Here is a 25,470-nt window from a genome sequence, read left to right on the forward strand (position 1 = left end):
TATACAATTTTAAGTTGATGGTATTTGCTATGTATTTCAGCTTTTTTTCATACTATAATCCTATTAATCCAACTAGTCAAGTGTGAATTATAGGGGAATGAAAATCTTTATTAATTAAGGAGGCAAATTGCAAGCGAAAGCAACTATTCGGATTACAGGAAGGGGCGTTATTCATCAATAAACATCAAAAAGCCACTCCGGGAAGGGAGTGACTATTCCAATTTATCTAGATATTCGTCAATATTTAATCTTAGACTAATGAGTTCATCAGAACCATTAGGGTGTTGTGATTCCTGGTTTTTGACAAATCCAATAGTGTCTGTGTAGTAAGCTAATCTATGTGGAAAACAATCAAGAGTAAGAAACTTAACGCCACAGAAATCTTCACGCATTTGTAAAGATTTATGTACGGCGTATTTTATCATATTTTTCCCGAGACCAATTTTCTGATAATCTTTATGTACGGCAAGCCTTGCTATCTTTAGACTCGGAAACGTTTCGTATCCTATTTGACCATTATTTCTCTCTTGATAATTAAGCCTTATTGCATCTGTGCAGAGAGACATATACGCTAATATTAAGCCATTATCATTTTTGACTAGAAATGTTGTGTTATAACCGTCAGTCTGTTCATCTAAAGACTCGTTTAATAAAAATAAATTCATATCAAGTGAATGACGTTCTAGTACTCTTCGCTTTCTTTTGACAATATGGGTATATTCAGATGTATTCACACAATCAAAATTAGTCAGGTCATCCAAATCATCTTCGGATAGCCTGACTATATAATATCCACTAAATGTCATAAGATTAGTTCCTTTTCTCTTTATCCTCAAAATACTGGGCAAGTTTTTTTGCATTTGCCTTAGATCTTGCAGTAGGTTTAATCTTTAAAGATTCCAGCAATCTTTCGGCATCACGACCATCCAACGTTGGAGTTGCAGCCATTTGCGTAGCCATTGTTCTTCCTCCTTTGCGCTTTCCCACTCACAACACCTCCCAGTTTTATACTAGGGAAAGTGATGTGCAGATACCTTCGAAAATTGTACCCAATAATTAAATAGTTTTCTTCATATTATTATGCTTTCGACAAGAATAAATAATAGAGTGTCGGCATGAATATAGATTCTATCGAATATTAAGATAATTTGATTATAGCCTACAGCAATATTCTTAGCAATAATTAACAGGATATTATTGGTGAGAATATTCAGGGTGATTTTAATTATAAGTAGATTTTTGATGTGAAAATACTACCAAAATATATAGTCATTCAGTGGGTACGCAACACTTTCTACAGTGTTAACTGATAATTTGGCGCTACGTTAAGGTCCTATCAGCGAATATATTCGTATCTTCTTATTCAACGCCAACAAAAAGAGCCTCCAGTACGTAATAGTCATGTGACTATCTCGCAGTAGAGGCCGTAATCCACAACCCTGAAACGTGTATTCTAGGGTTGTTAACGTTCAGTAATCGGGGTTGTTAACGCTCAATTTCAGCGCTTATCTGACGCGACTCAGCAAGGCTCCGCCGCCGGATTCCCCGCCTCTTCCTTCGTACGGAAGGAAGAACCACACCCACACGTAACGGTCGCGTTCGGATTGTGAATGGTGAAGCCGCCAAGACCGAGACCAAAATCAATAACGTTGATTTATCAAGGTTTTTAAGCACTTTTAGGTATTGTTGATTGTAAAGTGGATTATGGATTGCATCTCACTTAAATTGTGGATGATGCTAATCGGATTATACCCAAAGTATGGGTCGGTGTAAACTGATTCTTCATCTTTTTACATTTAAATCCACATCACTTCCACTTGGAGTGGGGCGTTATTTCCCTATATTATGAACAACTCATCTCACTTCAGTATGAAGAACTCTATGATAAAAATTCATGACTCTTTATGCATCAGTAAAAATATCAATAGTTTATTTCAGTGATTTCCATATTTTTACCATAATCATCATTTTCTAAAGTGAAATAAGTTCGCTTCATTACAGATTCACCAAGCCCATTAACTGCTTGTAGATCATATAGCAACATTAACTTATCATGCTGCAATCCAGTTTTAATGGTCATTGTATCATCATCCTCTGCAATAACTTTTCCTCCTACTCCCTTTGCTTCATATATAGCTCTATAATATTCCTTTTCTTTTTCATAAGTTTTTTCAAAAGTACGTCCAACGAAAAAATCATTATCCCAATCACTTCTATCAACATGAATAATTGTATCAACTTTTGTTTTTGAAGCTTTTATAAATTTATAGTCAGTAACGTTGTAAAAATCATCTACATCAATTGACTTGAAATCAGATGTGGAATCTCCATTTTGAATAGCCTTGATATAACTTGCCACTACTGACTTAGCTTCTCCCTCAAGCGTAAAGTATCTATTGTAAGTGTATAGAGCGGCAAAGCCCAAGATAACCAGTGCAATAAAAGAAATTGTCCACTTAGACTTGATCAATCTTATTAGTTTCTTGTCAGAAACCTTCAAGGATGGAGTAGCGGACACATTCTTTCGATTAACATGTGTTGAGGTATTTCCTGGTGTCTTTTTATGTATCGCCGAACCACATGAGTTGCAAAATTTACTCCCTGCGATTACTTCATTCCCACATTCATTACAATATTCCATTGTTATTACCTCCACAGTATTCATTGTATTCCCCTGAAGATCATTAATGATAATTTCTGATCCGATTTATCAACAATTTGACTTTTCATCCCTCCCTAGAGCTTAAGCTAGCCAAATAGTACCACAAATAGACTAATATATGTATCATTTTTATGTTTTTTTAACCGATAAATCTATATGTTTTGCCCTCCTGTTCTTGTCTACACTTTTAGTTGAGGTGTAGCAGATGGTAACCGCTTTGGACAAGTTAGGAAAACGTATAAGGGAAATACGTAAAGCTCGTGGACTTTCACAAGAAGCATTAGGTGAAAAATGCAGCTTTTCTTTCTCATATATTGGTGGAATTGAAAGAGGAGAGAACAACGTATCTATTAAGAATCTTGAGAAAATAGCTAACGCTTTAAATGTAGAATTATATGAATTTTTCGTTGATCACAAGGCTGAAAGGCAAATCTCCAAAAAACTAGATGAATTTGATGATGTTTTGGACCTGTTGCTGTCTTTGGACAGTAAAGAATTGAAAAGGGCTAGGACTATATTGAATGAGGTTTTTAAAAGCAAATAAGGAACGCAATAATCAAAGTGGTATGAAACTTCCCTATTATGAGGAAAGATTCATCCACTTTTTTCTTTGCGTTCGTTTGCTGTTCCCAAGTTCAGTGAGTAAGTAGATACGTTTTTCGTTAATATATTCAAAATAAAAATTTCTATTCTACCCATAGAAAACAAAAAATATATACTGATGAACGCTTCACGCTCTACAAGTTCACATTTTGTTCTATAATTCAATTCGATTCAACAAATCCCGTGAATAATCTGCTGAAATCATTTGTAGATTTATGGTAATATAGTCGCATATATCTAAAATAACAGTCGAACAAATAAGAATAGGGGTCATTATATTGATACTTATACTGACAGATAGATTTGACAAACACGCTGATCGAGTAATAGAAATTTTACGTGATCAAAAACGTAGATATGTTAGGTTCAACCTAGATGTCGAGTCTTTAAAGAAGACTTATCTTCATCACTATAATTCGAATTGGCAGATCAGAACAGAAGATGACAGCTTCAATTCAACTGAAGTATCGACTGTATGGGCAAGAAGACCTTTTGTAGAATTGACATTAGAGGAACAAAGCAATAATTCAAATGACTTTAAGCTTTGGAAAGCGGAATGGAACAAAACATTGTTAGGTTTGTATCTTGATCTAAATGATATCCCTTGGTTAAACCCAGTAAGAAAAGCATATAAAGCAGAAAATAAGTATCTTCAACGCAAGCTTGCGTTAAGTACTGGTTTTAAAGTACCTGATTTAATTGTTTCAAACAACAAACAAGAAATCCTCAACTTTAGTAACAAACATGAAAAAGTCGTTCTTAAACTGATGTCTCAAGAATTTTATACGATGGACGATGGCACATTTAAAGGCATATATGTTAATCAAGTTTCTAATCAGGAATTATTAGAGTTTAATGATACTGCTGAAAATCCAATAGTATTGCAGGAGTATATTGATAAATCCTATGAAGTTCGCTATACAATTGTAGGAAAAGAACACCTCGCATGTAGAATTGAATCTCAAAAATCCGAAAAAACCGCTATAGATTGGCGTAGGTATGATATCCCTAATACGCCTCATTTTCCATTTGACCCTCCAATAGAAATAAAAGACAAAATAAATGATTTTATGAGCACCTTAGAATTAGAGTACGGGGCAATGGACTTTATTGTCACCCCCGAAAATGAGTGGTATTTTCTTGAAATAAATTGCATGGGACAGTGGTTATGGATAGAGGACTTAACAGGGCTTTCCATTTCTACTTCAATTGCGAATTGGCTTATTTCCAATTCTTCTTGCAAAGGAGGTGAGGAAAAATGAAAGTTTTCGCAACTAGGTATTTAGAAGCTCCTTCTAAGGAAGAGGTACTGAAACAAGATGATTGGTCTTGGGAACCAGATAATAAAGAGGCATATCACATTTATGCATCTGGTAATTCAACTTCTTCCAGGGAATCTACATATGCAGCTGAGAAGGATGATCGAGCTGATAGTGATAGACCAAATGAAGGAATGTTTGTAGCTTAATATCGCAAGAAAGGTGGTATTCTCTTCTTAGCGAACACCACCTTTCTCCTATTCAAATTCATAACATTGGTGTATTTCAATTTTATTCCATCTAACTGGTAAGAGTGCTGCAACTGCTGCTTCAAAAGTCTTGAGCAACCCTCGTTCAAGAAATACCAAAAAACTGCTGCTCTGTAGCTAACTACCGATGAAAATTTTGGTGGTTTTTATTTTGACATCTCACAACATAAAAAGCCTTCACATGGAAGGCAACAACTATCAACTCTATACACTTATACTCTTTTCGTATTCACTTACTCTTCGATAAAAGGTATTTGGCTTCATGTCCACTCTTCTCATTGCTTCAACCGCCGTGATCTTACCAGATTTCCACTCATTGTATGTCTTGATAAAATCATCGTTGATTTCTTTCTTCGGTCTTCCAAACTTAACTCCTTGGCTCAAGGCTACTTCTATTCCTTCTGCCTGTCTTTGTTTCGATCTCTTCCGTTCTTGCTCCGCAACATAGCTGAGTAGACTCAAAAATTGATCTTCCATCAATCGTCCCAAATCACCCATGGTTTTAAACTTGCGACTGTCGAATAGTGTTTCGTTCTCAAGCACAACAATATCAGCATTAACTTCACGTGTGATGTATTTCCATTCCCGAATTATTCCTTCATAGTCTCTTCCAAGCCTATCCAATGTGTCTATGTATATTAGATCGCCCTCACGGATCACAAGCCGCAACGCTTGATATTGAGGTCGGTTAAAATCTTTACCACTTGCCTTATCTATGAACGTATACCGCTCCTCAATACCCAACTCCTTCATCTTTATAATTTGCCGTTGGGTATTTTGATCCTTCGTGGAGACTCGAACGTAGCCAATCTTCATTTCATCAACCTCCTTGACATAATAGATGTGTCAAAAAGTATATCATATATATGAAATGTTTCAAATATCAAAATTACATGTTTTGAAATGATCCTGTAATTCAATATAAGCCCGTTCAAAAAGTATGAGTTTTGACATACATTATATTATTTTGATAAAAGCATTGTAAGCAAAGCACCGAAGCTACCACCCGCAATTGCTGAAACTATCAGTGCAACAATTTCATTTAGATTTAATCTCCTTGTTTCGAATAGGTTTATTAATTGCACAAATTGTTGTGTGGGAAGATCCAGCGTCTCTTTCTGTTGCTTCTCAATTAAATCCTTATAAAAATAAACATTTCTGTTTGTAAATGTATCATCCATGCGTTTTTTTATAATTTGTTTAAATAAAAGTTCATCCTTCTCAAAATCAGCAATTGTGATATATAAAAAATTTAGTAGGCTTGATGTTTTAGTAATTTTCCTAAAATAATTTTTAAAATTACTTCTTTGCAAGTTTATTAAACTATCAACTTGATTCTCTATATAGTTCCAATTCCAAAATCGGCGATTATCTACTTGGTTTAAGAAATAAAAAAATCCGAGTTCCTCTGTTAATATAGAATAAACTGCTTCTTTGGCTTCTTCTATAGAAGAATAAACTAATTGATTTCCATAAAAGAATTCCTTAGAATATCCTCGTGATTCTTCATTGGTATAATTTATTTCCCACTCCTCTTCAGTCTGTTCCAAAGAAACAAAAAAATTACTATGAAAAGGCGAAGGTCCCATACATGAGAACTTGATTAACTCAGACCTATTTTTCAATTCTTTTTTTAAATATTCTCTTACAATAATCACTGAACTACTGGGATTGAACTCAATTTCAGAATTTTGTGGTTCTATAAAAGTTACTGGAAAGTTTCTACCATATCTAATATCAATTTTAAATTTTTCTGTTCCGCTTAATGAAGAAAATTTCTTAGAAACTTCTTCTTGAATTCTAAATGGAATATATAAATCAAATTTAATACTTAAATTACTTGGATGAGGACTAAGTCCATTATTATTGTTATAAATTTCACTATCTATATAAATCTGGTTAGGTACTGAAAAAAACTCTTTGGTTTCCATCATCAAGCTAACATTTTCATCATCAATAATAATATTATTTATGTTTGAAATTTTCCCAAGTGTATTTCTAACTTCCTCAATGTAATCATCTATATCAAAACCATCATAATTTTCAAGTTCATTTATTGTGAGGAAATGAAAAGCCCCTACTCCAAATGCTATTCTTTTGATATTCGCATTACTCTCCATAAATTCTCCTCAATTCGCATTTATTTTACATAGTATTTCTACATTCGATAGCATTCACCCTTTTTCGCATGTTCAGTAATTTAAAAGATAGATAAAACTCGAATTTTATCTATGCAGCCGTACTTCCTAATCCCTTATACTTTACGGGATTAATTTTTAGGAGAATTGCCTCATCCCATGTGTTCAACCCTATACAATAGTTGCCAATGCACATTTTTGTCGATTTGACCTAGAGCATAATAAACATAAGCATTCTGGATGTCATAATTTTTTTAACGTTAAATAATTCGTCTGAGCGTATGGTTGAAATGTGAACGAATAGGGGATGTTTATCGTTAAACGAAAAACGCGGTTTCGTTAAAAATAAATCGTTTGAAAATGGACCGAGAGTAAATTTGAGATCGAATACTTAGTTTAAATGTGTTTTTTGATTAGGTGAAACGCGAATGAAAATAAAGTAACTGCGCGGAGTTGCAGTGCCCAGGGGGTATTGGAAAAAGAAATCGTTTTTACGTGTTATAACCTACCCCCGGCATGTCGTAGAATTAGCGTTCCGCGACATGCTAGGGCGATAACACGAAAAACCACTTATTTACGGTATTTTCGCATATTTTATGAATATTCAATTTTACATGCTATGTAATTTTTTTTAAAAAATTTAGTAGTTATCAAGTTATAATGCATTTGCTTTTTTTGACGAGAGCCATAACACATCCCCGGCTCTTGAACACATCATTTAGCACTTAGCCTTTTTTATGTCTTCACCTTACTTAAGTCCCTCCTCGTCAACATCCTCAAATTGCATTAATACCGAAATATCATCTATCTCTAACGCTACCGCTAAGCGCTCCAATATTCCTATATTCAATTCCTTTAACTTATTATTACATAAATTAGATATTTTAGCCTGTGTTACATTAGACAACCCCGATAGCTGCATCTGAGTCATCTTTCTCTCTCTAAGTATCTTTTTGAGCTTAATATTTATTCTTTTCATCTGATATACCTCCATAAAATAATCATTGACAATATACTTTTCTCGGTATAAGCTGCTGCCCAGCCCCCAGTATACATACATCAATATTACTAAGCAAACCACAACATTTTGTGTACACCGGGGAATTTCAATAATTTAATTTGGAGGGTAATCATGCTAAAAACCGAAGAAGTTTTTGATATCTCTTATATTCCATCCTGTGCAATAGTCTACGCTTACGAAGGACAAAACGATACTAAGCCTCACGATACTAACTGGATAAAGATTAAGAACCTGACTCTCATATTTGATCAAAACGGCGAGTTTGAAAATGAAGGATACAGATTGGCTATGAGTGATGAAGTATTATGGTGGGCAGGAGCAAGCGATTGTGAAATGCCGGAGTTTATTGTATGCGAAGACGGTGTATTTAATTGGATTGAACCTGGATTTGACATTGAGGAGAGCGGATTGTTTAAAATTTAGTGCAAACGAAAAATAGCCCTCCTACACGTTAAGCTGGTGTGGAGGGCTATTCCGACTTTTTAAGACTTATCCCTTTGTTTCGCTAAGTAATCAGGATGAAAAACGAGACGTAAGTATCCATCTAAAATAGCAATCTCACGATTAAACTTATCACGTACTTCAAGGGGAGCATTATCTATTTTATAATTTGATTTCTTTATTATGTTATATGCTTTTAACCAGTGTCTAAACGCTCGATTGTATTCACTTTCCTTATCTCTTATCAATATTGTTCCACATTTTTCAAGAATATCATTAAGTTTTTCTTCTTCTATACTCCCAAAATATTTACTACATTCCTCTTTGGATAAACTGTCAAATTTATTTGATCTTATTATTGATTTTTGATCAAGACCAACCTTTCTCCAGTTAAAATCAATATCGTAGTTTGTTCTTTTGTTTTTAGAGGTGATTTTTAAGACTACATAATCTGAATCCCCTTGAATTGCAGCCCTATCATTTGAAATAATCAAAAAAGGGCGTCTCTTACCTGACTTGCTATCTTTTGCCTCAATGACATCCCCTGCATCGTATCTATCAATTATTTTAACCTCCATCTCGATATCCTCCTTAAATTATCAGTCTTTAAACTTATTGTTTAACCTATCTAATTTAACTCTCCTTGAACATAGCATCTTTTTTTATATCCCATGACCAAGAATGTAAATCCATCATGTGTGATGAAGTATTTCGTGTAAGTTCTTCCTCTTTCGTTGATGTAATTTGACTCCTTAAAATTTAGGAGTGAGAATTCTTCGCTACATCCAAGGGGCATAGCGTAAAAATTTCATTGATTTTTCATTAGCACCCTATCTTTAGCTCTGTTAGTATATTTCACTTTGTGTATTCCATAACTTAATACATGTAGTTATAATGAATTATACAAATACTTCCACAACATAGCTGTAAAAAGTTTTAAAATTATTTCAATAGGGGAAACTGAAATTTCAATTTAAAATTTCAAATACTAATTTGGAGGAAGCTAATGATTACTACAATAAATGAAATTGACTTCAACATCGAAACTCAGATCAATAATGAAAACGAAACAAAGAATCTTTTCATTACTCCGAACCCGTCAGGCGTTGAAAAGTTTCAAGCAGCTTCTCAAATTCTAGATACAATAAGCTTAGAAATTCTATGGAGTAAACATTCTTATGGCATTGCACAGCGTACAGATTTATTTACTGATGTTTACAAAAAATTTGAAGAAATTTCTTCTAATTGTAGCGGAATTGATGATTACATAAAAATGAATGCATTGTTTTGCGACATGTTTCTCAAATTCGGAACAATAATTGAAGACTTTGCTGGCATGTGTTCAGCATTTCGTGAATTCAGTATACACGGAACTTCTATCTCAGAGTATTTCTTAGCTTACTCTGATCCAATAGGATTCTATAATTCAATTGTCTCTGGTAACTCTCGTAATATAAAGCAAATTTTCAGACTTCCTCAGGCAAAATTAAACTTAAATAAAATCTTTGTAAATATTAGTGATGAAGAAAGAGATGTTATTTGGAAGGGCATTCAAAATTCTTCTCAAATGATTTTCGAATTATACACTATAATTTCCCAGTCTATCGTAAGAAAAACTCCAGACAGTGTTACATACTATGATTTCTATAACAAAGTAAAACATGGTTTTGCTCCAATCTTTCCTTTTGCATTACCAATTGAAATAAGTCTTGAAGGAGTTCCTTTAGAAAGATCAAATGAAGATATTTTACAAAAATATTTTTTCGAAACAGTAATGATTGTTCATGATAAGCTTAAAGGACAAAGAACACCAAATGAACAAATTAAGTACGATTCATTAAAATTGGCATCGCCTGCCCATACTTGGGAGAGCATCAATCTCGAACAAGCAACCACAATGCTTGATATTGTGAAAGATATTGATTTGTTATATAAACACTTAGTTAAAACATACCTATCATTTTCACAAGGAAATAAAAAGTTGAGTATTCTAATCAGACCTGATTTATTAACAAAAGAAGAAGAAGAATTAATATATAGAATTATTACAAATGATTCTTTTTATAGATAATTATAGTCTGATGTAAAAGGTATGTAACTCATAATTTTTTTTAAAAAAAGAAGGAGATGCGAAGAAACAATATTTCAAAGAAGATGATCTGAAAAGAAAACCGCCCATCATTAGGGCGGTGAAATGATTGCGTATTCCGCAAAAGGAACATCTACCTCTCAGTCACTTACTAATAATTCAAATAAATTTTGTTAGTAACGGAATAAATGGAGCTATAACTTTCATATGATCAGCTGCAGCGTCTATGAATCGTTTATACTTTGAAACATATTCAGTGTTGCCTTGATCTGCTTCAAGTTCACCTACCAATGTAATAAGTTCACTTTGAACTTGTACTGGCTCAATTTGTGCTTTGATTGTTTCTTTGAGGTCAGAGAATACATTGGATACTTGGTTTACCGTATTTGAAGAGCTGTCAGTAGAATTATTATTCACCCTAGAATTAGGTCCATGAAGATTATAAGTGGTATTGTGAATTGTACTATTGACAGGATTCCGAGGAATAGATGTGACTTTTCGGACTTTGCATTGATACCCTTCAGGAATATCATGGAATGATTCATGATAGCCTCTATCTAAAACCAAATAAGTTTCTGATAGTCCATTTTTTAGTTTTCGAATCAAATGATCGCCTTCTTCAATTGGCAATGAACCATCATGAATAAAGATCTTATCAGTTTGGACACTGGATTTGATACCTTCATATTCTTCCCCATTTTCTTTTACCAGTTTAACGATATCTCTCATCATTTCACTAAATGGATTACGCATATAACCCCTCCTCATTTCTATTATATCCCATAATATATTGATGTCTAACAATTTTTAAGCTTGCCACAACTCCTTGTGATTTTGTTTCCATCAACATCATCTTTATGTTAATTATAGGTGTTAACGGATAGGTTAGTTGGTTGTTTCCCCCTTAAAGTGTAGGAGGACACCAAAAATGACAGTGCAACTATTTCTTATTTTAATACTGTTATTGTATTTACTTAAAAGCACTTTTACCATGAATTTTGAACTTAAACTCAAAATGAAAACACGCATCAAACCAAAGAAATAACTAAATACCCAACCACTATTCTTTAACTCTATCCGAAATCATCTCTTTAAGGGGGATGAGGATTTAAGAAGTAAAGATATAGTGGTAGAATAAAAAAGCCATAACCTTTTAAGGGTTATGGCTTAACTTTTTAGTAAGTTTGATATATTTTGTTACAAATCCCCCATATCCTCTACTGTTTTCTTGGATGACACCACGAAGCCTCAAAAAAGCAAACATCTTCTCTTGTGCGATGTTATACTTCATGAAGTCTTTCCTCTTTCTATGATCTTAATTTGAATCCCCAAAATTGGCGAGTGAGAGTCCTAGCTACAACCAAGAAACGCACTTTTGGGACAAACTTTACACTGATCTGGGTGTTCAACAATTCAACTGTAGTTTAAAAAGGGAACTTCGTGAAGATATTAGGTATTTCTTCTATCACTTTGGAAGCTTGTTTTGTTTAGCATGTAGCAAAAGCTCCTTCTCAGCCTTCAACTTTGTGAAATATGCAATCGCTCTATCCTCTTCGGACATATTTAAATTAACATTAGCATGATTTTGAAGCTGATCACGCATGTGGTTGAATTCTCTAATGTAACTTTCTTTGAACACAGCAGCATCCTTACCTGTATATCCCATGACTAAGAGATAGCATCCGTTTTGTGTGATGTAGTATTTTGGTCTAAGTTCGCCTTTTGCATCAGTATAATCAACCAACGCAAAATTGAGTTCTCTAAATTCCTCGCTACATTTTAGGGAGTTAATACTACGCAATACATCTGCATGTCTCTTCCCAAAAGTCTCCGCTATCTTTAAGCTATCTGTCACTACTTTGCCTTCTTGCTCGAAAACTAGTTGTAAACTATTACTATTCATTATTAAAACATCCTTTTCATATTGAAGGCGTTTCACCCTTTAAAGTCAATTCACTGTCCTGCATCATAAAATAAAACTTTTCTAATCCACTATACCTTCTAAATTTTCAAGTTTTGTTTAACATCACTTTTGGTATCACCTACGCACTCCCCCTTTTCAAAAAGGGAAAGTTTTGGAGTTTATAGAATAAATAATACTATTTCGGCAAGGTCCCATTGATAATACAATATTGGAGTACTCTTCAATCATTTTGTAGCTTATTTTGTTCAGCGAGTCTAAGCAACTCCTTATCAGCCTTTACCTTAGTAAAATACGCAATAATTCTATCTTCTTCGGACATAGACAAATATTCATTTGTTTGAGCATTATAACTTCCGCTTTTACGAATAGAAGGTATAACTTCTTTGGTAATCCACTTACGAAATGTCCTAGCCACTGTTTTTTTTGACTCCAATATCACATCGTATAATCCATTTTCATTAATTATAGTCATTTTCTGCATTCCACCTGCAGTTTGAAGGGTCTCGATTGAATATACTTCATCGTCTAGTCTAGTTTTTACATCGCTTGGATTTCCAATTCCTAACACTTTGCATACGTCACTCAATACAAACCATGGTTCATTATCAACCAAAATGGCTCTTACGTTATACTCTTCATTCGAAAAAATATTAGCCTGGGCATTTGTCAGCGGATTTTGAATTTGGTTATTTTTTATATTTATTTTTACATTCGCACTATTTATCACAATTTATCATCCTTTATATATTTACAAGCTTCTCACCTTGTTTTATTGCATTGCTGTCTTCAAATCCTTTTCCTATCCTTCGCCTGCCTAACGGCAGGCTGGCGGGACTGAAAAGAAGGTTCAGGCACCTTGCCGCACCAATTGTTCATTCCAATCCTTTATATCACCTGTAGGGTAAAATTCATGAACGGAGTAACCTACAACCTTTGTCTCAATAAAACCAGCTATAGCTTTTCTTGCGGGTTCATCATTGTCCAAAGCCATCCATATTTCTGTGACCTCTCTGTTCTCCTCCAAGAAAGCCTCTAAGGTTTCCATACCCAACCCACCTAATGCAATGATGTAATGTGATCTGGCTTTCGGATAGAGGTGCAGGAAGGACATAGCATCAATCGGCGCTTCAAAAACAATCACTTTGCTTGAGGAATTGACCGGACGTATGACCCAACCGAATTTCCCATCGCTACCTTCTGCCTTGCCTTTGTAAATCTTGTCTTTATTGGTGCCTCGAATGATTGCTCCTCTTGCCTCACCGATCTTGTCGTAACAAGGAAATACACAATTCGCATGTTCATCCTGGTAGAGAAGCTTACGATCAATCATCTCTCTTACAATTTTCATGGGGATTTTTCGATGCTTAGTCAGGTAGACAACGATTGCACCTATTGTAGCCTCGCTAGGCAGCTCAACCTTTTTTTCCTGTTTCGCCTTCACACGCCTTTGGCGGGTGACATATTGTTGATCAGCGTTAATTTCCGAACACTTGAGCAACGCTTCCATAGCATCGACAAAAGGCATCCCCAATATCTTCATACAAAAGTCTATGGCACTACCTTGTTCACCCGTTGCATTCCAGTAATAAAAATTGTCTTTGATTATCAATCCACCATAGTTCGGCACTCTATAGTTGTCATTACCTTCAGTTTGAAGTGTTATCCCTTGTCTTTCACATAATTCTACTAAATTTGACTGCCTTGCTCGTTTCTTCTGTTCCTTTGTATAAATTCTAATTTCTCCTCTCATAATAGTTCAATATCAAAGTGGGGTGTTTTTTCCCTGTAATAGTAATCCAACACCTCACTTCTACACTACATCTGATAAAAATCCATATTATTCATTATATTCAATCTTTTTGTGTCCTGCGCTAGTTACTCTTATCGCTACTCCTACCTTTTCAAATACCTCAGTGATATTCCCTCTCTTAATCTCATCTTTCCAGTGACGCTTCAACCATTCCTTAAATTTATCTCCACCGATTGCGGTAGAGAAGACACTAACACCAAATGGACTTTTATTTACTTTCAATTCAGCTTTACAATATTCAAGGCTTTTTACAGCCCATTTTTCACAATCAATAATAAATTTTTCTTGTCCTTTACTTTTAAGTTGAACCTTTGTCACATTACGATTTGGTAATCCAAAATGCTCTTGTAATCGTTCAACCCATCTTTTTTGATTGGTGTACAAGAAGATGTGAACTGGCGTAGCCTCATTTATATTACGCAATGCACATCGATGAATGAGTTGTACAATATCTGCCATGAATACTTCCTCGTATAGCCTTTGAACCGCATCATCTTCAAACCAATTCGAAAAGTTTCCATCATTGATTCTAATGTTGGTTTCGGTTCCGAACAAAGCTATTGCATATTTCTTATAAGAAGACGGGTATCTTATAGGCAAGTTCAATAAAGCAAGCGAATCAAAGTCACTCAATACATTTTTGCCTACCGTATTAAAAATATTTAATGGCATTTCACCGTGAGATTCCGCAAAATCACGAATCGTCTTTGTCTCAAAGAGTGATATTTGATTCCCAGCAATGACCTTCATATCAATGTATCTTTGGACATCACGTTTAGCCATCAAAGGAAGAATCTCACCATACTTCGTACGTAGCTTAAACATGTCTTCAGCAATCAATTCTACAGTCTCAGGAGTTCTGCTTGAAGCCGATGTACTTACTGCTCTATGATGAAGATTGAGTCTACCCTTGTAATTATGATAATTCTTAACCTCTTTCATAATGTAGCCGCTGTAGAAGCTAGGCATGAGATCACTCGTACCATCTAAAATAAGAACATTACCCATTGGTTTATAGTCGATAGCCTCTGCACACATAATCTTAGTACCATACTTCGATCTGTCGAGTACTCCCACATTATCTTGTCGCAATAACTTCAGAAACCAATTGTACTTATCAACATGCTCCCGCTTTGCTGTATCCAATTTAAGCTTACTCAATATCTCATTCAGCCTAACTCCAGACTCTCCACCCTCAATATATCTAAATAAATTTTTCGTGATTTGCCCTCCGACCTCCATTTCTCTTGCAATAAGTTTGTTAATAAGAATTCTCCCGAATTGCACATCTTCTTCGTCCAAAGAACTAACTTCTCCCAAGTGGTCAAACCAATCAACAGCATTATCTTTACTTGAGATATCAAAGTCGACATCGTTCACGAAAACAGGTATCTCATCAATGATAATCAATCGTTCTCTAGCTCGTTGTCCTTCTTTAGCCTCATACATAATCTTAAAAGAATCACCGTGACCAAGGCGAAGATCACGTAGTCGCTGCTGAGTGATGCAGAGAACTTGGTATTGATCAATCTCATCATAGACCTTAGTAAAGTTGTCCTCGTTCAAGTATTGAACCAGGAACGGTCTGTGATGTCCAAGTGCAAACTCATTAATCTCCTCGTAATAGCTATTCATGGTGTCCTTGTTGTTGAAAACGATGAGTAGCGGAATTGCAGCTCGCTTTAATGCTAATTCCTTTGTTAGTGCCTTTAATGCAGTCGTTTTTCCTTGTCCGGGCGCAGAATTGCATACCCAATGAACATCTTTTTGCTTGTTACATGTACTCACATAATTCTTGAGTACATCTAATGTGTCCTCGTAAGCCTGTGGATGCAGATTACTTTCAACATCATAAATCAAATTTCTAATACTCATTTGCATTCTCCTCTGTATTTTGATATACAGGGAGATAAAAAAATCCTTCCACAAATGGGAAGGATGAAACAAACCTATACCAGCTGAATATAGACGTTTATTTATCTCCCCTACAACAAATACAATTAACACGTCTGTTAAAGCATTTGCTATTTTATGAATTTGTGTATGTATGTAGTGGAGAAAATTAAAAACAAGGCTCAATTCCAGAGCCTTGTTCGGTATGTCAACTAAAAGCTTCCGTTCAATTAATATACGAGTATTATAGCATTTCTTCTGTCATTTGTCAAGATAAACCTATTGACTTATGTGCGGAACTGTGATTCAAACACTTAAAATAGACATCGAAAGCCTAAAGATTCATTGGGTTTTCTCGCCCTCTTTCCTTCTCCATTTCCATTAGTATATCAATGAACTCAATCGTAGCTTCAACCACCTCTGGGTGCAACGCTTCATCCAGCAACACTTGCTCATCCTTAATCATTCTTATGATATGTTGACATGTCTTCCATTTCCATTCCTGATCGTCTAAGCCCAGTTTACCCCTCCACTCCATGTTATACGCCTCGATTCATTTAAATGCCCCTCTTACGCAACCAGATGCACCTATTAGAGCCTTTTGGTGTTCTCGGCACTAATTCTCTTATCTTTGCTGATCGGGCTTGTTATAGCCCTATACTCGCCCCTTTGACCCTACCAGCTTATTTATTGGTGAATGATCATCATGGCTCTTCCTGATATCGCTAGTATCCATTTGAATGTAGCGCCGCACAGTACGAATATCCGACCAGCCACCCATCTTTTGAAGTGAAAACGGATCTGCACCCGATAACGTCATATTTTTAGCCCAAGTATGTCTGTAAACATGAGCTGTCATCTTCTTCCCACTCACACCAGCCTTTTCACCATAGTATTTCAATCGTTTATTGAATTGATTTGCCCCCAAAGGTTGACCATAGCATGATAGGAAGACACGATCTGTGCTGAAGTGTTGTTTGTTTTCCGAAATCAATTGAAGCAGTAACTTAGAGGTGTAACTGGAGAAAGGGATTAAGCGTGGCTTTCTATTCTTGCTTACTTCCCCAACTATTGTGAAGAACCTTGCCTGGAAATCAATATCTCCCGCCCTTAAACTCAATAATTCCTGAATCCGTAATCCAGAATCAAGCATAGTCACCATTCCAACATAATCCCTGAACCCTACGAAATCACGCTGGTTAGGTTGATTCAATATGTCTTTAATCTCATCATCAGTAAGACAGTTTGTTAAATCAATGTCCTGACGAAGCAAGTTCACGGATTCAAAGGGGTTGATTTCAATAAGCTTGTCTCTACGAAGTTGGTTGAATATTGCCTTTAATGTTCTTAGACGAATGTTGACGGTTGTATCCGCTAAGCCAATTGTTTGTTTTTCGGAATTGATATACTTATGTTTTGCGTACCGCTTGGCATCATATCTCATATAGTTGATATGGTCACGGATAATGGTGGGTGTAAGTTCATCAATAAATTGCATTTCGGGATAATTCTCAGTTAACCATGTAAAAAAATAACCAAAGTGCTTATTGTAATCTTTTAAGGTTCGATCTCTAAGCCCTTCTGCCCGTTTGGCATTAACCGCAAATTCAAGTCCTTGAATGAAACTGATTCTTGGAAATTCATCTTGGTCTGGTCGTCTTCCAATGGGCGCTCTCCTTTGTTTCTTGGTCAACATAAAAAAACCTCCTAATAAGTACAGTTTGCACCATACACAATTAAGAGGTCTCGGAAACCGCAATCCTCGCAACATCATTTTAGGGTTGTTACCACACAAAATGATGATTGCGGTCTGCTTATTTTCGATTACAATCCACAATCTACGCTTACTTTATCACAATCCAATTCATACCCAAAACCTAATAACAGCTATTCCCCTATCCTCTTACTCAGCAAGGCTCCGCCGCCGGATTCCCCGCCTCTTCCTTCGTACGGAAGGAAGAACCACACCCACACGTAACGGTCGCGTTCGGATTATGAATGGTGAACCCGCCGGTCATGCCGGACTCCTCGAAGTCGATCTCGAGGCCGTTGAGGTAACGGATATCGTCTTTGCTGACGACCACCTTCAGACCTTGAACATCCATATACACATCCTGGTCGGTCTCGTTATCATCGAAGCCCATGGCGTAGGAGAAGCCGCTGCATCCGCCAGCCGTAACGCCAAGACGGAGGAACATATCGGGTACTTCCTGTTCAGCAAGCATCGTGCGCAATTGGCCTGCTGCTGTTTCGCTTATAGTAATCATCAGAATGACCTCCTAAAGAGTCAAATAAAGATTGAAAGAATATGATGAAAATCATTTGCCGGCATTTCTAAATTCAGTATACTCCACTATTCTTCAGCCCTCAAGTGTCCCCGCGGCGGCAAACAGGCAATATTCACCGCCGGAACTGCGGTTTGAGGCGGTTGCTCCCCCTACGGCAGAGGTTTATAATAGGAAAAGCGATGTAAACAAGTTTTGAAAATTCGGAAATTTGTCACGGGGTTACAGCAGACCTCTATTTGGACTGCCGGTGAGCCTGGTTCATTTTAAGCACACGATTATAGCGAAGCAGCTGCCTCGCCAACCTTCAGGAGGAAATCATATGTCTACTCTTATAACACCCCACACAGATGCCCGGATGGCGAACATTATTGAGAAGGTCCGCGGCGGAGAACGATTGAATTTGGAAGACGGCGTTTATTTATATGAGAGCAACGATTTATTGACCATCGGCCAGCTTGCCAATGAGGTTAATCAACGGAAGAATGGAAATAAAGTGTATTTCATCGAGAACATGAGCCTCTATTTCACCAATGTCTGCGAATCACGCTGCGCCTTCTGCAATTTCCGCAAGGATCAGGGCGAGGAAGGCTCGTACACCCTGTCCGGTCCGGAAATGGTGCAATATGTCGAGCAGCATATTCACCCCGGGGTACGCGAATTCCATATTGTCGGCGGGCATAATGATAATGTGCCCTTCCAATACTATGTTGATTCACTCCAAGCCTTGAACGACGCCTTCCCGGAAGTCACACTTAAGGCATACACTGCAGCAGAGATCGACTTCTTCACCCGCATCAGCGGACTCAGCATCCGCGAGGTGCTGGAGCAGCTGCGCGCAGCCGGCCTGAAGACCTTAACCGGAGGCGGGGCAGAGATTCTGTCCGACCAGTACCGCAAAAAAATGCGCGTAGACAAAGCAAACGTCGAGGAATACCTCAATGTGCACCGGACCGCGCACCAGCTCGGCATGAAGACGCATACGACCATGTTATACGGCTCCATCGAGTCCCGTGAGGACCGCATCCGCCATATGATGCAGATCCGGGATCTGCAGGACGAGACCGGCGGCTTCATGGTCTTCATTCCGCTGTCGATGCAGCCTAAGAACAAGAATGCCGGCATTATGCGCCGCAATTCCGCCAATGAGGACCTGAAGACCATTGCCGTCAGCCGCCTGATGCTGGACAATTTCGATCATATCAAGGCTTACTTCATTAATATCGGGCCTCAGCTGACCCAGGTTGCCCTGAACTTCGGCGCTTCCGATGTGCACGGCACGATTCTGAAGGAACGGATCAGCCACGCAGCCGGAGCGTTGACACCGGAAGGCCTGACCCGGGAAGAGCTGATCTGGCTGGTGAAGGGCGCCGGACGGATTCCGGTGGAACGCGATACCTTCTATAACGAGATCAAAGTATACGAATAATCCGGCCACAGGCCGAACTTGCAGAACTGCCTTACCCGTAAAAGTTCTTGTATCTTACCCGAAAGGAAGATCAGTTCGCATGAGAACCTTACTTGTCCTGGGCGGCGGCTACGGCGGTCTTGCCCTCATTCAGCAATTGCTTAATCATCACCTCCCCTCTGATGTGGAGATCATCCTGGTGGACCGGATGCCGTATCAGGGAATCAAGACAGAATATTATGCACTCGCCGCAGGCACAGTAACGGATTATCATTTGCGGATTCAATTCCCGGTTCATCCCCGCCTAACCGTGCGCTATGGACAGGTCAGCAGGATTGATCTGGAGAGCCGGACGGTAATGCTCGATTCCGGCGAGCCGATCGCCTATGAGCTGCTGGCAATCGCCCTCGGCTGCACGGATAATTTCCACAATATCCCGGGCGCGGAGCAATATGCCTGCAGCATCCAGAGCTTCTCTGGAACCCGCGAGACTTACCGCAGACTGAACGATGTGAAGCCATACGGCACAGTGAATGTGGTCGGCGGAGGCTTAAGCGGAGTAGAGATTGCCTCGGAGCTGCGGGAGAGCCGGCCGGATCTGAATATCTCCATACTGGACCGGGGAGACCGCATTCTCTCCTCCTTCCCGGCCAAGCTGTCCGGCTATGTGGAGGAATGGTTCAGCGAGCATCAGGTGGAGACGATCCGGCAGGTATCGGTCTCCCATGTAGAGAAGGATGCGGTCTTCAATGGCACACAGGCGATTCCGGCGGATGTCACCGTATGGACGGCCGGAATACAGCCGGTTCAGGTGGTTCAGGATCTGGAGCTGCCGAAGGACCGCGGGGGACGGATCATTGTCGGGGAGTATTATAATGTAGCTGAGTACCCTGAGGTGTATGTGATCGGGGATTGCGCCAGCCTGCCCTTCGCCCCCAGCGCACAGGCAGCAGGGGCTCAAGGGGAGCAGGTAGGCCAGGTGATTCAGGCGCTCTGGAGAGGCGAGACCCCGAAGCTGCATAAGATCAAGCTGAAGGGAACCTTGGGTTCACTGGGCAAGAATGCCGGCTTCGGCCTGATGGGCCGCCGCTCGGTCATGGGCCGGGTGCCGCGCCTGCTGAAGAGTGGTGTCCTCTGGATGTCCAAACGCCATTTCGGTTAGACTAGCCCTTAGGCCGGACTGTGCCGGGGCGGTCCGGCCTAATCAATATCCAGGCTGTCCCAGGCGGAGGCAGTCTGAATGAAGGCTTCAATAGCCTTCTCCAGCTCTTCAGGGGAATCGGCTTCAATGATCTCGCCGTCTACCATGGCGAAGGGCTGTAGATAACATTGGCCGCAGTTGTTCAGACAGCCGTATTCGACGACATCGTATTCCGGGTTCTGTTCCAGCTTAAGTTTTAGCGGTTCCGTGCCATGTCCGATGTTACTGGCACAGAATTCAATGATTGGTCGCATGATGATCTCCCTATTCTGTCCTAACCATTTTATTTTTTAACTTTTTGTACTATAATAAACATACGAAAGGAGTGATTGAGAAATGAGTGAGAATGTACAAAGCGCAACCATGTACGATGAAGTACTGGAAGTACTCGATAAACTTCGTCCGTTCCTGCAGCGCGATGGCGGTGACGTGGAATTGATTGATGTCGAAGACGGCATCGTTAAGCTGAAGCTTATGGGTGCTTGCGGCAGCTGCCCAAGCTCCACGATCACGCTTAAGGCCGGGATCGAACGCGCCCTGATTGAAGAAGTGGAAGGCGTAGAAGAAGTTATCCAAGTATTCTAATCCCGTTTCATAAACCATCCCGGCCTCCGCGAAGAGGCCGGGATTTTTTTTATTATAGAGGATTTCACAGACCGGGGCAACCGGCAAGAAGACCAGAGGGTTTCCGGCAGACTTGCTGCTGCCGGAATCATCCTCTGGTCTTCTTCTGTGCTTACAGGTTATTGAAGCTTAGAATGCCGGAACAATGGCACCCTGGTATTCCTTCTCGATGAAGTCTTTGGCTTCCGGTGAAGTCAGCGCTTTGGCCAGCTTCTGGATCGCATCGGAATCCTTATTGTCGGGACGGGCTACCAGCAGGTTCGCATACGGGGAATCGCCGCCTTCGATGAACAGCGCATCCTTCGTTGGAGACAGCTTGGCATCCAGCGCGAAGTTCGTATTGATCAGGGCCAGATCGACTTCATCCAGCTGGCGCGGCAGCATCGCTGCATCCAGCTCAATGATATCCAGCTTCTTAGGGTTCTCAGTAATGTCTGCTTTGGTGGAGGAGATGTTAGTATCATCCTTCAGTTTTATCAGGCCGTTCTTGGCCAGCAGAATCAAAGCACGTCCGCCGTTGGTGGCATCATTAGGGATGGCAACCTTAGCGCCTTCAGGCAGCTCTTCAATGGATTTGATCTTCTTGGAGTAAGCGCCAAACGGCTCGACATGAACAGCAGTTACAGCTACGAGATCAGTGCCGTTCTTGGTATTCTGGTCATCCAGATAAGGCTTGTGCTGGAAGAAGTTCGCATCAAGCTGCTTCTCTGCAAGCTGTGTATTCGGCAGGATATAGTCCGAGAATTCCTTAATCTCAAGCTTGACGCCCTCAGCTTCAAGCAGAGGAGCAATCGCTTTGAGGATTTCCGCATGTGGCACAGAAGAAGCTCCAACCACCAGGGTTACCGGATCTGCCGCAGGCTCTGTTGTTGCATCTGCCGCAGTTGCTTCTGTTGGTGCTGCAGTTGCTGCTGAGCCGGCTGCGTTATTCGCCGTCTTGTTGTTTCCGCAGGCGGCTAGCACCATAATCAAGGTCAAGCTGAATAATGTGAGCAGTATTTTTTTCATCTGTAAATCCCCCTCTATCCGTATAATTTGTATGAATAAGGCTCTATGTGGATGTACCTTATTTCCGGGTAAAATGTCTAACCAGCCGGTCGCCGGCCATTTGCAGCAGCTGTACCAGAATAACCATCAGCACGATGGAGATAATCATGACTTCCTTCTGATAACGGTAGTAGCCGTAGCGGATCGCCAGGTCTCCCAGCCCGCCGCCGCCGATCATACCTGACATCGCGGTGTATGAGACCAGGGTAACAACCGTTATAGTGATACCGGCTAACAGGCCTGGACGGGCCTCCGGCAGCAGCACACGCATGACGATCTGTCCCGTGGAGGCTCCCATCCCCTGTGCCGCTTCAATAACTCCGCGGTCCACTTCTCGCAGTGCTGTCTCTACCAGCCGGGCAAAAAAGGGTGCTGCGCCGATCACAAGCGCGGGAATCGTTCCAAAGACCCCGATAGAAGTGCCCATAATGGTCTTACTTAACGGAATCAGGGCGATCATCAGAATGATGAACGGGACGGAACGAAGGATATTTACGATAAACGATAATACCGAGTAAACAACTCTGATTATTATGTTATCAGCTCTGCCCCATAAATACAATACAATTCCGAGCGGTAAACCAAGAATAATTGTGAATATTCCGGAAATTGCCATCATTTTGAGGGTCGCCACAGTAGCCTCAAGCATCTCCGACCAATCTATCGTGCTGAAATCGAGTCCGACCATTACTGAATCACCTCCACATCAAGCCCTTGCGCCGACAGCTCAGCGAGTGTGGCTTCTACAGCCCCGGACGGTCCCTCGAACCGGACAATCAGCTGGCCGTAAGGAACATCCTTAATCGTTGAGATGGTGCCGTGGAGGATCGCGAATTGGACGCCGGTCCCCTGAACGACTTGGGAGAGGGTGGACTCGTATGTCTTTTGCCCGAAAAATGTAATCTTAACCGCCTTGTTGCTGCCCGCATTCACGGCATCAAGCGCCTGCCGGAGCGGCCCGTCCGACTGGGTCTCGCTGCGGATGAACTCCCTCGTCACCTCATGCTGCGGCTTCAGGAAGACCTGGGCCACCTCGCCCTGCTCCACAATGCCGCCGCCATGGATCACGGCTACCCGGTCGCAAATGCTCTGAATTACATGCATCTCATGGGTAATCAGCACGATGGTCAGGTGAAACTTGCGGTTGATGTCCAGCAGCAGGCGCAGGATAGAGTCGGTCGTCTGCGGATCAAGCGCTGAGGTCGCTTCGTCACATAACAGAACGTCAGGATCACTGGCCAGCGCCCGGGCAATCCCCACCCGCTGCTTCTGGCCCCCGGATAACTGGGCAGGATACTTGCTGCTGTGCTCCTCCAGCCCGACCAGAGCGAGCAGCTCCTTCACCTTCGCATCGATCTGCGCTTTGGGGGCCTTGGCCAGCCGGAGCGGGAACGCGATATTGTCATAGACCGTAGCCGAAGAGAGCAGATTGAAATGCTGATAGATCATTCCGATCTTGCGCCGCTGCTCCTGCAGCTGGCCTTGACTGAGCGACGTCAGTTCCACACCGTCCACCCATACCTCGCCCTGCGTCGGACGCTCCAGCAGATTAATGCAGCGGATCAGCGTGCTTTTGCCTGCACCGGAATGCCCGATGACCCCGAAGATTTCCCCCTTCCTAATTGACAGGCTCAGCCCGGAGAGGGCAACCGCCTGCTTGCTTCCCTTGCCGTATACCTTGGTCAAATCCTTCAACTCTATCAATCTTTCCGTCCCCCTTCTACCCTTCACTTCATGCAAAAAGAAAACCCCTTACGATCATGCAGATCGCAAGAGGCCCTGTGTGTATAATGACAATGCCTTCTCATCTGCCAAATACCGCACCATCCGCGGCATTGTAGGAATTAGCACCATGACATTTGGAGAAACAGCGCTGCTGTCTGCCAAACCGGTTGCCGGGCTTCATTGGGCCTATCCCTCCGCCGCTCTCGATAAGATATCAAATATAAGGTTATTTATTCCGTGTCATGTCAGAAGTTAATGTATGCCTAAGTATATTCCAGTTCCCGGTTTGTTGTCAAAGGTAAGTTTTAACGGCGGACGTGTCCCTCTTTGCGGCTTCGGGCCGCTGTATGCTTATGCCACTCTTCATTGCTGTACCTGAATACGGCAGTCAGCGATTTGCAGACCATCTCCAGGCTCTGCTTCAGATCCTCCAGATGGCTGTCCAGATCCTCCAGGCGGATTTTGTCGTGCAATCCCTGATGACGCTGCCAGAGATCATCCGTCATCTCGGCATTCATATAGTGAATCTCGGCGTTACGCCGCTTGCGCAGATTATCCAGCGGTTCACGGTAGGAGATCCTGATCTGCTCAAGCTCCCCGGCCAGCGGAATCTCCGGCTTCAGCAGCGCGAATTGCCGCAGCACCGTGAAGTAGGAGAAATGCGCTTTGACCTTAGCGGTATCAAGGGCATATTGGCTGTTCAGCACCGTGCCCAGCTTGTCCAGCAGCGAGAAGACCCGGATGAAGCCGTCCTTATAGAAATACACGTACCTGGCATACTCTCCCTGCTCCACGGATGACATATCGTCCATATAACCGGCCACCACCGACTTCCGGAAAAAGGCAGCCGCAAACCAGCTCTGCTCCAGCTCGTCCAGGGAAGAGATCAGGCCCCGCGTCCAGATCTCCTGCTTGCGGTATTCATGGTCATGGTCCTCATGCGTATTCATCTCCCTGCGCAGCATGGAGGCAGCCTTCGCCATGTGCTCCATGGCTTCGGCGAGTACCCCGCTGTTCACCCGGGGCGGTTCTCCCAGTAATGTCCGCAGCATGTTTGGCCTCCTTGAAGCT

The 25,470-nt window shown here is 40.6% G+C and carries 29 protein-coding genes, 1 pseudogene and 1 riboswitch; of the genes and pseudogenes, 8 read left to right on the top strand and 22 right to left on the bottom strand.

The window, feature by feature from the left end:
- Positions 1–212 precede the first annotated feature (212 nt).
- The 4 genes and pseudogenes from K1558_RS20605 to K1558_RS20615 form a co-directional block, all read right to left on the bottom strand.
- A complete protein-coding gene (locus tag K1558_RS20605) occupies positions 213–806 on the bottom strand; it encodes a GNAT family N-acetyltransferase (protein ID WP_238653544.1) in 594 nt (197 codons plus the stop codon).
- A gap of 4 nt (positions 807–810) precedes the next feature.
- Positions 811–960, bottom strand: coding sequence for a hypothetical protein (locus K1558_RS20610; protein WP_238653545.1), 150 nt, complete (start codon positions 958–960; stop codon positions 811–813).
- A gap of 559 nt (positions 961–1,519) precedes the next feature.
- Positions 1,520–1,624, bottom strand: a pseudogene (locus K1558_RS33190) (iron-sulfur cluster assembly accessory protein); the annotation flags it as partial.
- A gap of 297 nt (positions 1,625–1,921) precedes the next feature.
- On the bottom strand, positions 1,922–2,665 hold the full coding sequence (locus K1558_RS20615; RefSeq protein WP_238653546.1) for a zinc-ribbon domain-containing protein: 744 nt from the start codon (positions 2,663–2,665) through the stop codon (positions 1,922–1,924).
- A 202-nt stretch (positions 2,666–2,867) separates the two neighbouring features.
- On the opposite strand from K1558_RS20615, the gene K1558_RS20620 reads away from it, so the two are divergent.
- From K1558_RS20620 to K1558_RS20630, 3 genes are all read left to right on the top strand, one after another.
- Complete coding sequence (locus tag K1558_RS20620; RefSeq protein ID WP_238653547.1) at positions 2,868–3,206, top strand: helix-turn-helix domain-containing protein; 339 nt, start codon at positions 2,868–2,870, stop codon at positions 3,204–3,206.
- A 337-nt stretch (positions 3,207–3,543) separates the two neighbouring features.
- Positions 3,544–4,527: an MvdC/MvdD family ATP grasp protein gene (locus K1558_RS20625; protein WP_238653548.1), complete on the top strand. Its 984-nt coding sequence runs from the start codon at positions 3,544–3,546 to the stop codon at positions 4,525–4,527.
- The gene (locus tag K1558_RS20630; RefSeq protein ID WP_238653549.1) at positions 4,524–4,733 is read left to right on the top strand and encodes a hypothetical protein; all 210 of its coding nucleotides are present in this window, start codon (positions 4,524–4,526) and stop codon (positions 4,731–4,733) included. The genes K1558_RS20625 and K1558_RS20630 overlap by 4 nt, the downstream gene beginning before the upstream one ends.
- Before the next feature lie 264 nt (positions 4,734–4,997).
- Here K1558_RS20630 and K1558_RS20635 read toward each other — a convergent pair whose 3' ends face one another.
- The 3 genes from K1558_RS20635 to K1558_RS20645 form a co-directional block, all read right to left on the bottom strand.
- A complete protein-coding gene (locus K1558_RS20635; protein ID WP_238653550.1) occupies positions 4,998–5,609 on the bottom strand; it encodes a recombinase family protein in 612 nt (203 codons plus the stop codon).
- A 146-nt stretch (positions 5,610–5,755) separates the two neighbouring features.
- Positions 5,756–6,913 carry a hypothetical protein gene (locus K1558_RS20640; RefSeq protein WP_238653551.1) on the bottom strand — a complete coding sequence of 386 codons (1,158 nt, stop codon included), beginning with the start codon at positions 6,911–6,913 and terminating at the stop codon, positions 5,756–5,758.
- Between the two features lie 766 nt (positions 6,914–7,679).
- On the bottom strand, positions 7,680–7,910 hold the full coding sequence (locus K1558_RS20645; protein WP_238653552.1) for a helix-turn-helix domain-containing protein: 231 nt from the start codon (positions 7,908–7,910) through the stop codon (positions 7,680–7,682).
- Between the two features lie 153 nt (positions 7,911–8,063).
- Between K1558_RS20645 and K1558_RS20650 the strand changes: the two genes are divergently transcribed.
- On the top strand, positions 8,064–8,375 hold the full coding sequence (locus tag K1558_RS20650) for a hypothetical protein (RefSeq protein WP_238653553.1): 312 nt from the start codon (positions 8,064–8,066) through the stop codon (positions 8,373–8,375).
- A 59-nt stretch (positions 8,376–8,434) separates the two neighbouring features.
- Here K1558_RS20650 and K1558_RS20655 read toward each other — a convergent pair whose 3' ends face one another.
- Entirely contained in the window at positions 8,435–8,971 is a 537-nt protein-coding gene (locus tag K1558_RS20655; RefSeq protein ID WP_238653554.1) for a type II toxin-antitoxin system PemK/MazF family toxin, read from the bottom strand.
- Positions 8,972–9,021: 50 nt separating this feature from the next.
- Positions 9,022–9,189: a Rha family transcriptional regulator gene (locus K1558_RS20660; protein ID WP_238653555.1), complete on the bottom strand. Its 168-nt coding sequence runs from the start codon at positions 9,187–9,189 to the stop codon at positions 9,022–9,024.
- A gap of 210 nt (positions 9,190–9,399) precedes the next feature.
- Between K1558_RS20660 and K1558_RS20665 the strand changes: the two genes are divergently transcribed.
- Complete coding sequence (locus K1558_RS20665; protein WP_238653556.1) at positions 9,400–10,464, top strand: hypothetical protein; 1,065 nt, start codon at positions 9,400–9,402, stop codon at positions 10,462–10,464.
- A gap of 177 nt (positions 10,465–10,641) precedes the next feature.
- On the opposite strand, the gene K1558_RS20670 is transcribed toward K1558_RS20665, so the two are convergent.
- From K1558_RS20670 to K1558_RS20705, 8 genes are all read right to left on the bottom strand, one after another.
- A complete protein-coding gene (locus K1558_RS20670; protein ID WP_238653557.1) occupies positions 10,642–11,235 on the bottom strand; it encodes a hypothetical protein in 594 nt (197 codons plus the stop codon).
- A 400-nt stretch (positions 11,236–11,635) separates the two neighbouring features.
- Positions 11,636–11,773 (bottom strand): hypothetical protein, encoded by a 138-nt coding sequence (locus K1558_RS20675; protein WP_238653558.1) that lies wholly within the window; start codon positions 11,771–11,773, stop codon positions 11,636–11,638.
- 174 nt (positions 11,774–11,947) lie between these two features.
- Complete coding sequence (locus K1558_RS20680) at positions 11,948–12,385, bottom strand: Rha family transcriptional regulator (RefSeq protein WP_238653559.1); 438 nt, start codon at positions 12,383–12,385, stop codon at positions 11,948–11,950.
- Positions 12,386–12,626: 241 nt separating this feature from the next.
- Complete coding sequence (locus tag K1558_RS20685; RefSeq protein ID WP_238653560.1) at positions 12,627–13,133, bottom strand: BRO-N domain-containing protein; 507 nt, start codon at positions 13,131–13,133, stop codon at positions 12,627–12,629.
- A gap of 120 nt (positions 13,134–13,253) precedes the next feature.
- Positions 13,254–14,156, bottom strand: a complete 903-nt coding sequence (locus K1558_RS20690) for a DUF3991 domain-containing protein (protein ID WP_238653561.1) — start codon at positions 14,154–14,156, stop codon at positions 13,254–13,256.
- Positions 14,157–14,243: 87 nt separating this feature from the next.
- Positions 14,244–16,091: a DEAD/DEAH box helicase family protein gene (locus tag K1558_RS20695; protein ID WP_238653562.1), complete on the bottom strand. Its 1,848-nt coding sequence runs from the start codon at positions 16,089–16,091 to the stop codon at positions 14,244–14,246.
- A 673-nt stretch (positions 16,092–16,764) separates the two neighbouring features.
- Positions 16,765–17,805 (bottom strand): tyrosine-type recombinase/integrase, encoded by a 1,041-nt coding sequence (locus K1558_RS20700; RefSeq protein WP_238653563.1) that lies wholly within the window; start codon positions 17,803–17,805, stop codon positions 16,765–16,767.
- A 211-nt stretch (positions 17,806–18,016) separates the two neighbouring features.
- Entirely contained in the window at positions 18,017–18,376 is a 360-nt protein-coding gene (locus tag K1558_RS20705) for a HesB/IscA family protein (protein WP_238653564.1), read from the bottom strand.
- A 340-nt stretch (positions 18,377–18,716) separates the two neighbouring features.
- On the opposite strand from K1558_RS20705, the gene mqnE reads away from it, so the two are divergent.
- Complete coding sequence (gene mqnE / locus K1558_RS20710; protein WP_238653565.1) at positions 18,717–19,823, top strand: aminofutalosine synthase MqnE; 1,107 nt, start codon at positions 18,717–18,719, stop codon at positions 19,821–19,823.
- 79 nt (positions 19,824–19,902) lie between these two features.
- Positions 19,903–20,964: an NAD(P)/FAD-dependent oxidoreductase gene (locus tag K1558_RS20715; protein ID WP_238653566.1), complete on the top strand. Its 1,062-nt coding sequence runs from the start codon at positions 19,903–19,905 to the stop codon at positions 20,962–20,964.
- 38 nt (positions 20,965–21,002) lie between these two features.
- Here the strand turns inward: K1558_RS20715 and K1558_RS20720 are convergent, their stop codons facing one another.
- The gene (locus K1558_RS20720) at positions 21,003–21,257 is read right to left on the bottom strand and encodes a YuzB family protein (protein WP_238653567.1); all 255 of its coding nucleotides are present in this window, start codon (positions 21,255–21,257) and stop codon (positions 21,003–21,005) included.
- A gap of 82 nt (positions 21,258–21,339) precedes the next feature.
- On the opposite strand from K1558_RS20720, the gene K1558_RS20725 reads away from it, so the two are divergent.
- A complete protein-coding gene (locus K1558_RS20725) occupies positions 21,340–21,588 on the top strand; it encodes a NifU family protein (RefSeq protein ID WP_238653568.1) in 249 nt (82 codons plus the stop codon).
- A gap of 168 nt (positions 21,589–21,756) precedes the next feature.
- Here the strand turns inward: K1558_RS20725 and K1558_RS20730 are convergent, their stop codons facing one another.
- The 4 genes from K1558_RS20730 to K1558_RS20745 form a co-directional block, all read right to left on the bottom strand.
- Positions 21,757–22,635, bottom strand: a complete 879-nt coding sequence (locus K1558_RS20730; RefSeq protein WP_238653569.1) for a MetQ/NlpA family ABC transporter substrate-binding protein — start codon at positions 22,633–22,635, stop codon at positions 21,757–21,759.
- Positions 22,636–22,693: 58 nt separating this feature from the next.
- The gene (locus K1558_RS20735; RefSeq protein WP_238653570.1) at positions 22,694–23,362 is read right to left on the bottom strand and encodes a methionine ABC transporter permease; all 669 of its coding nucleotides are present in this window, start codon (positions 23,360–23,362) and stop codon (positions 22,694–22,696) included.
- On the bottom strand, positions 23,362–24,378 hold the full coding sequence (locus tag K1558_RS20740) for a methionine ABC transporter ATP-binding protein (protein WP_238653571.1): 1,017 nt from the start codon (positions 24,376–24,378) through the stop codon (positions 23,362–23,364). The genes K1558_RS20735 and K1558_RS20740 overlap by 1 nt, the downstream gene beginning before the upstream one ends.
- Before the next feature lie 97 nt (positions 24,379–24,475).
- Positions 24,476–24,612: riboswitch (SAM riboswitch) on the bottom strand.
- 92 nt (positions 24,613–24,704) lie between these two features.
- The gene (locus K1558_RS20745) at positions 24,705–25,451 is read right to left on the bottom strand and encodes a Cthe_2314 family HEPN domain-containing protein (RefSeq protein ID WP_238653572.1); all 747 of its coding nucleotides are present in this window, start codon (positions 25,449–25,451) and stop codon (positions 24,705–24,707) included.
- Positions 25,452–25,470 lie beyond the last annotated feature (19 nt).

The sequence above is a fragment of the Paenibacillus piscarius genome (assembly GCF_022234545.1).
GTDB lineage: Bacteria > Bacillota > Bacilli > Paenibacillales > Paenibacillaceae > Paenibacillus_AQ > Paenibacillus_AQ piscarius.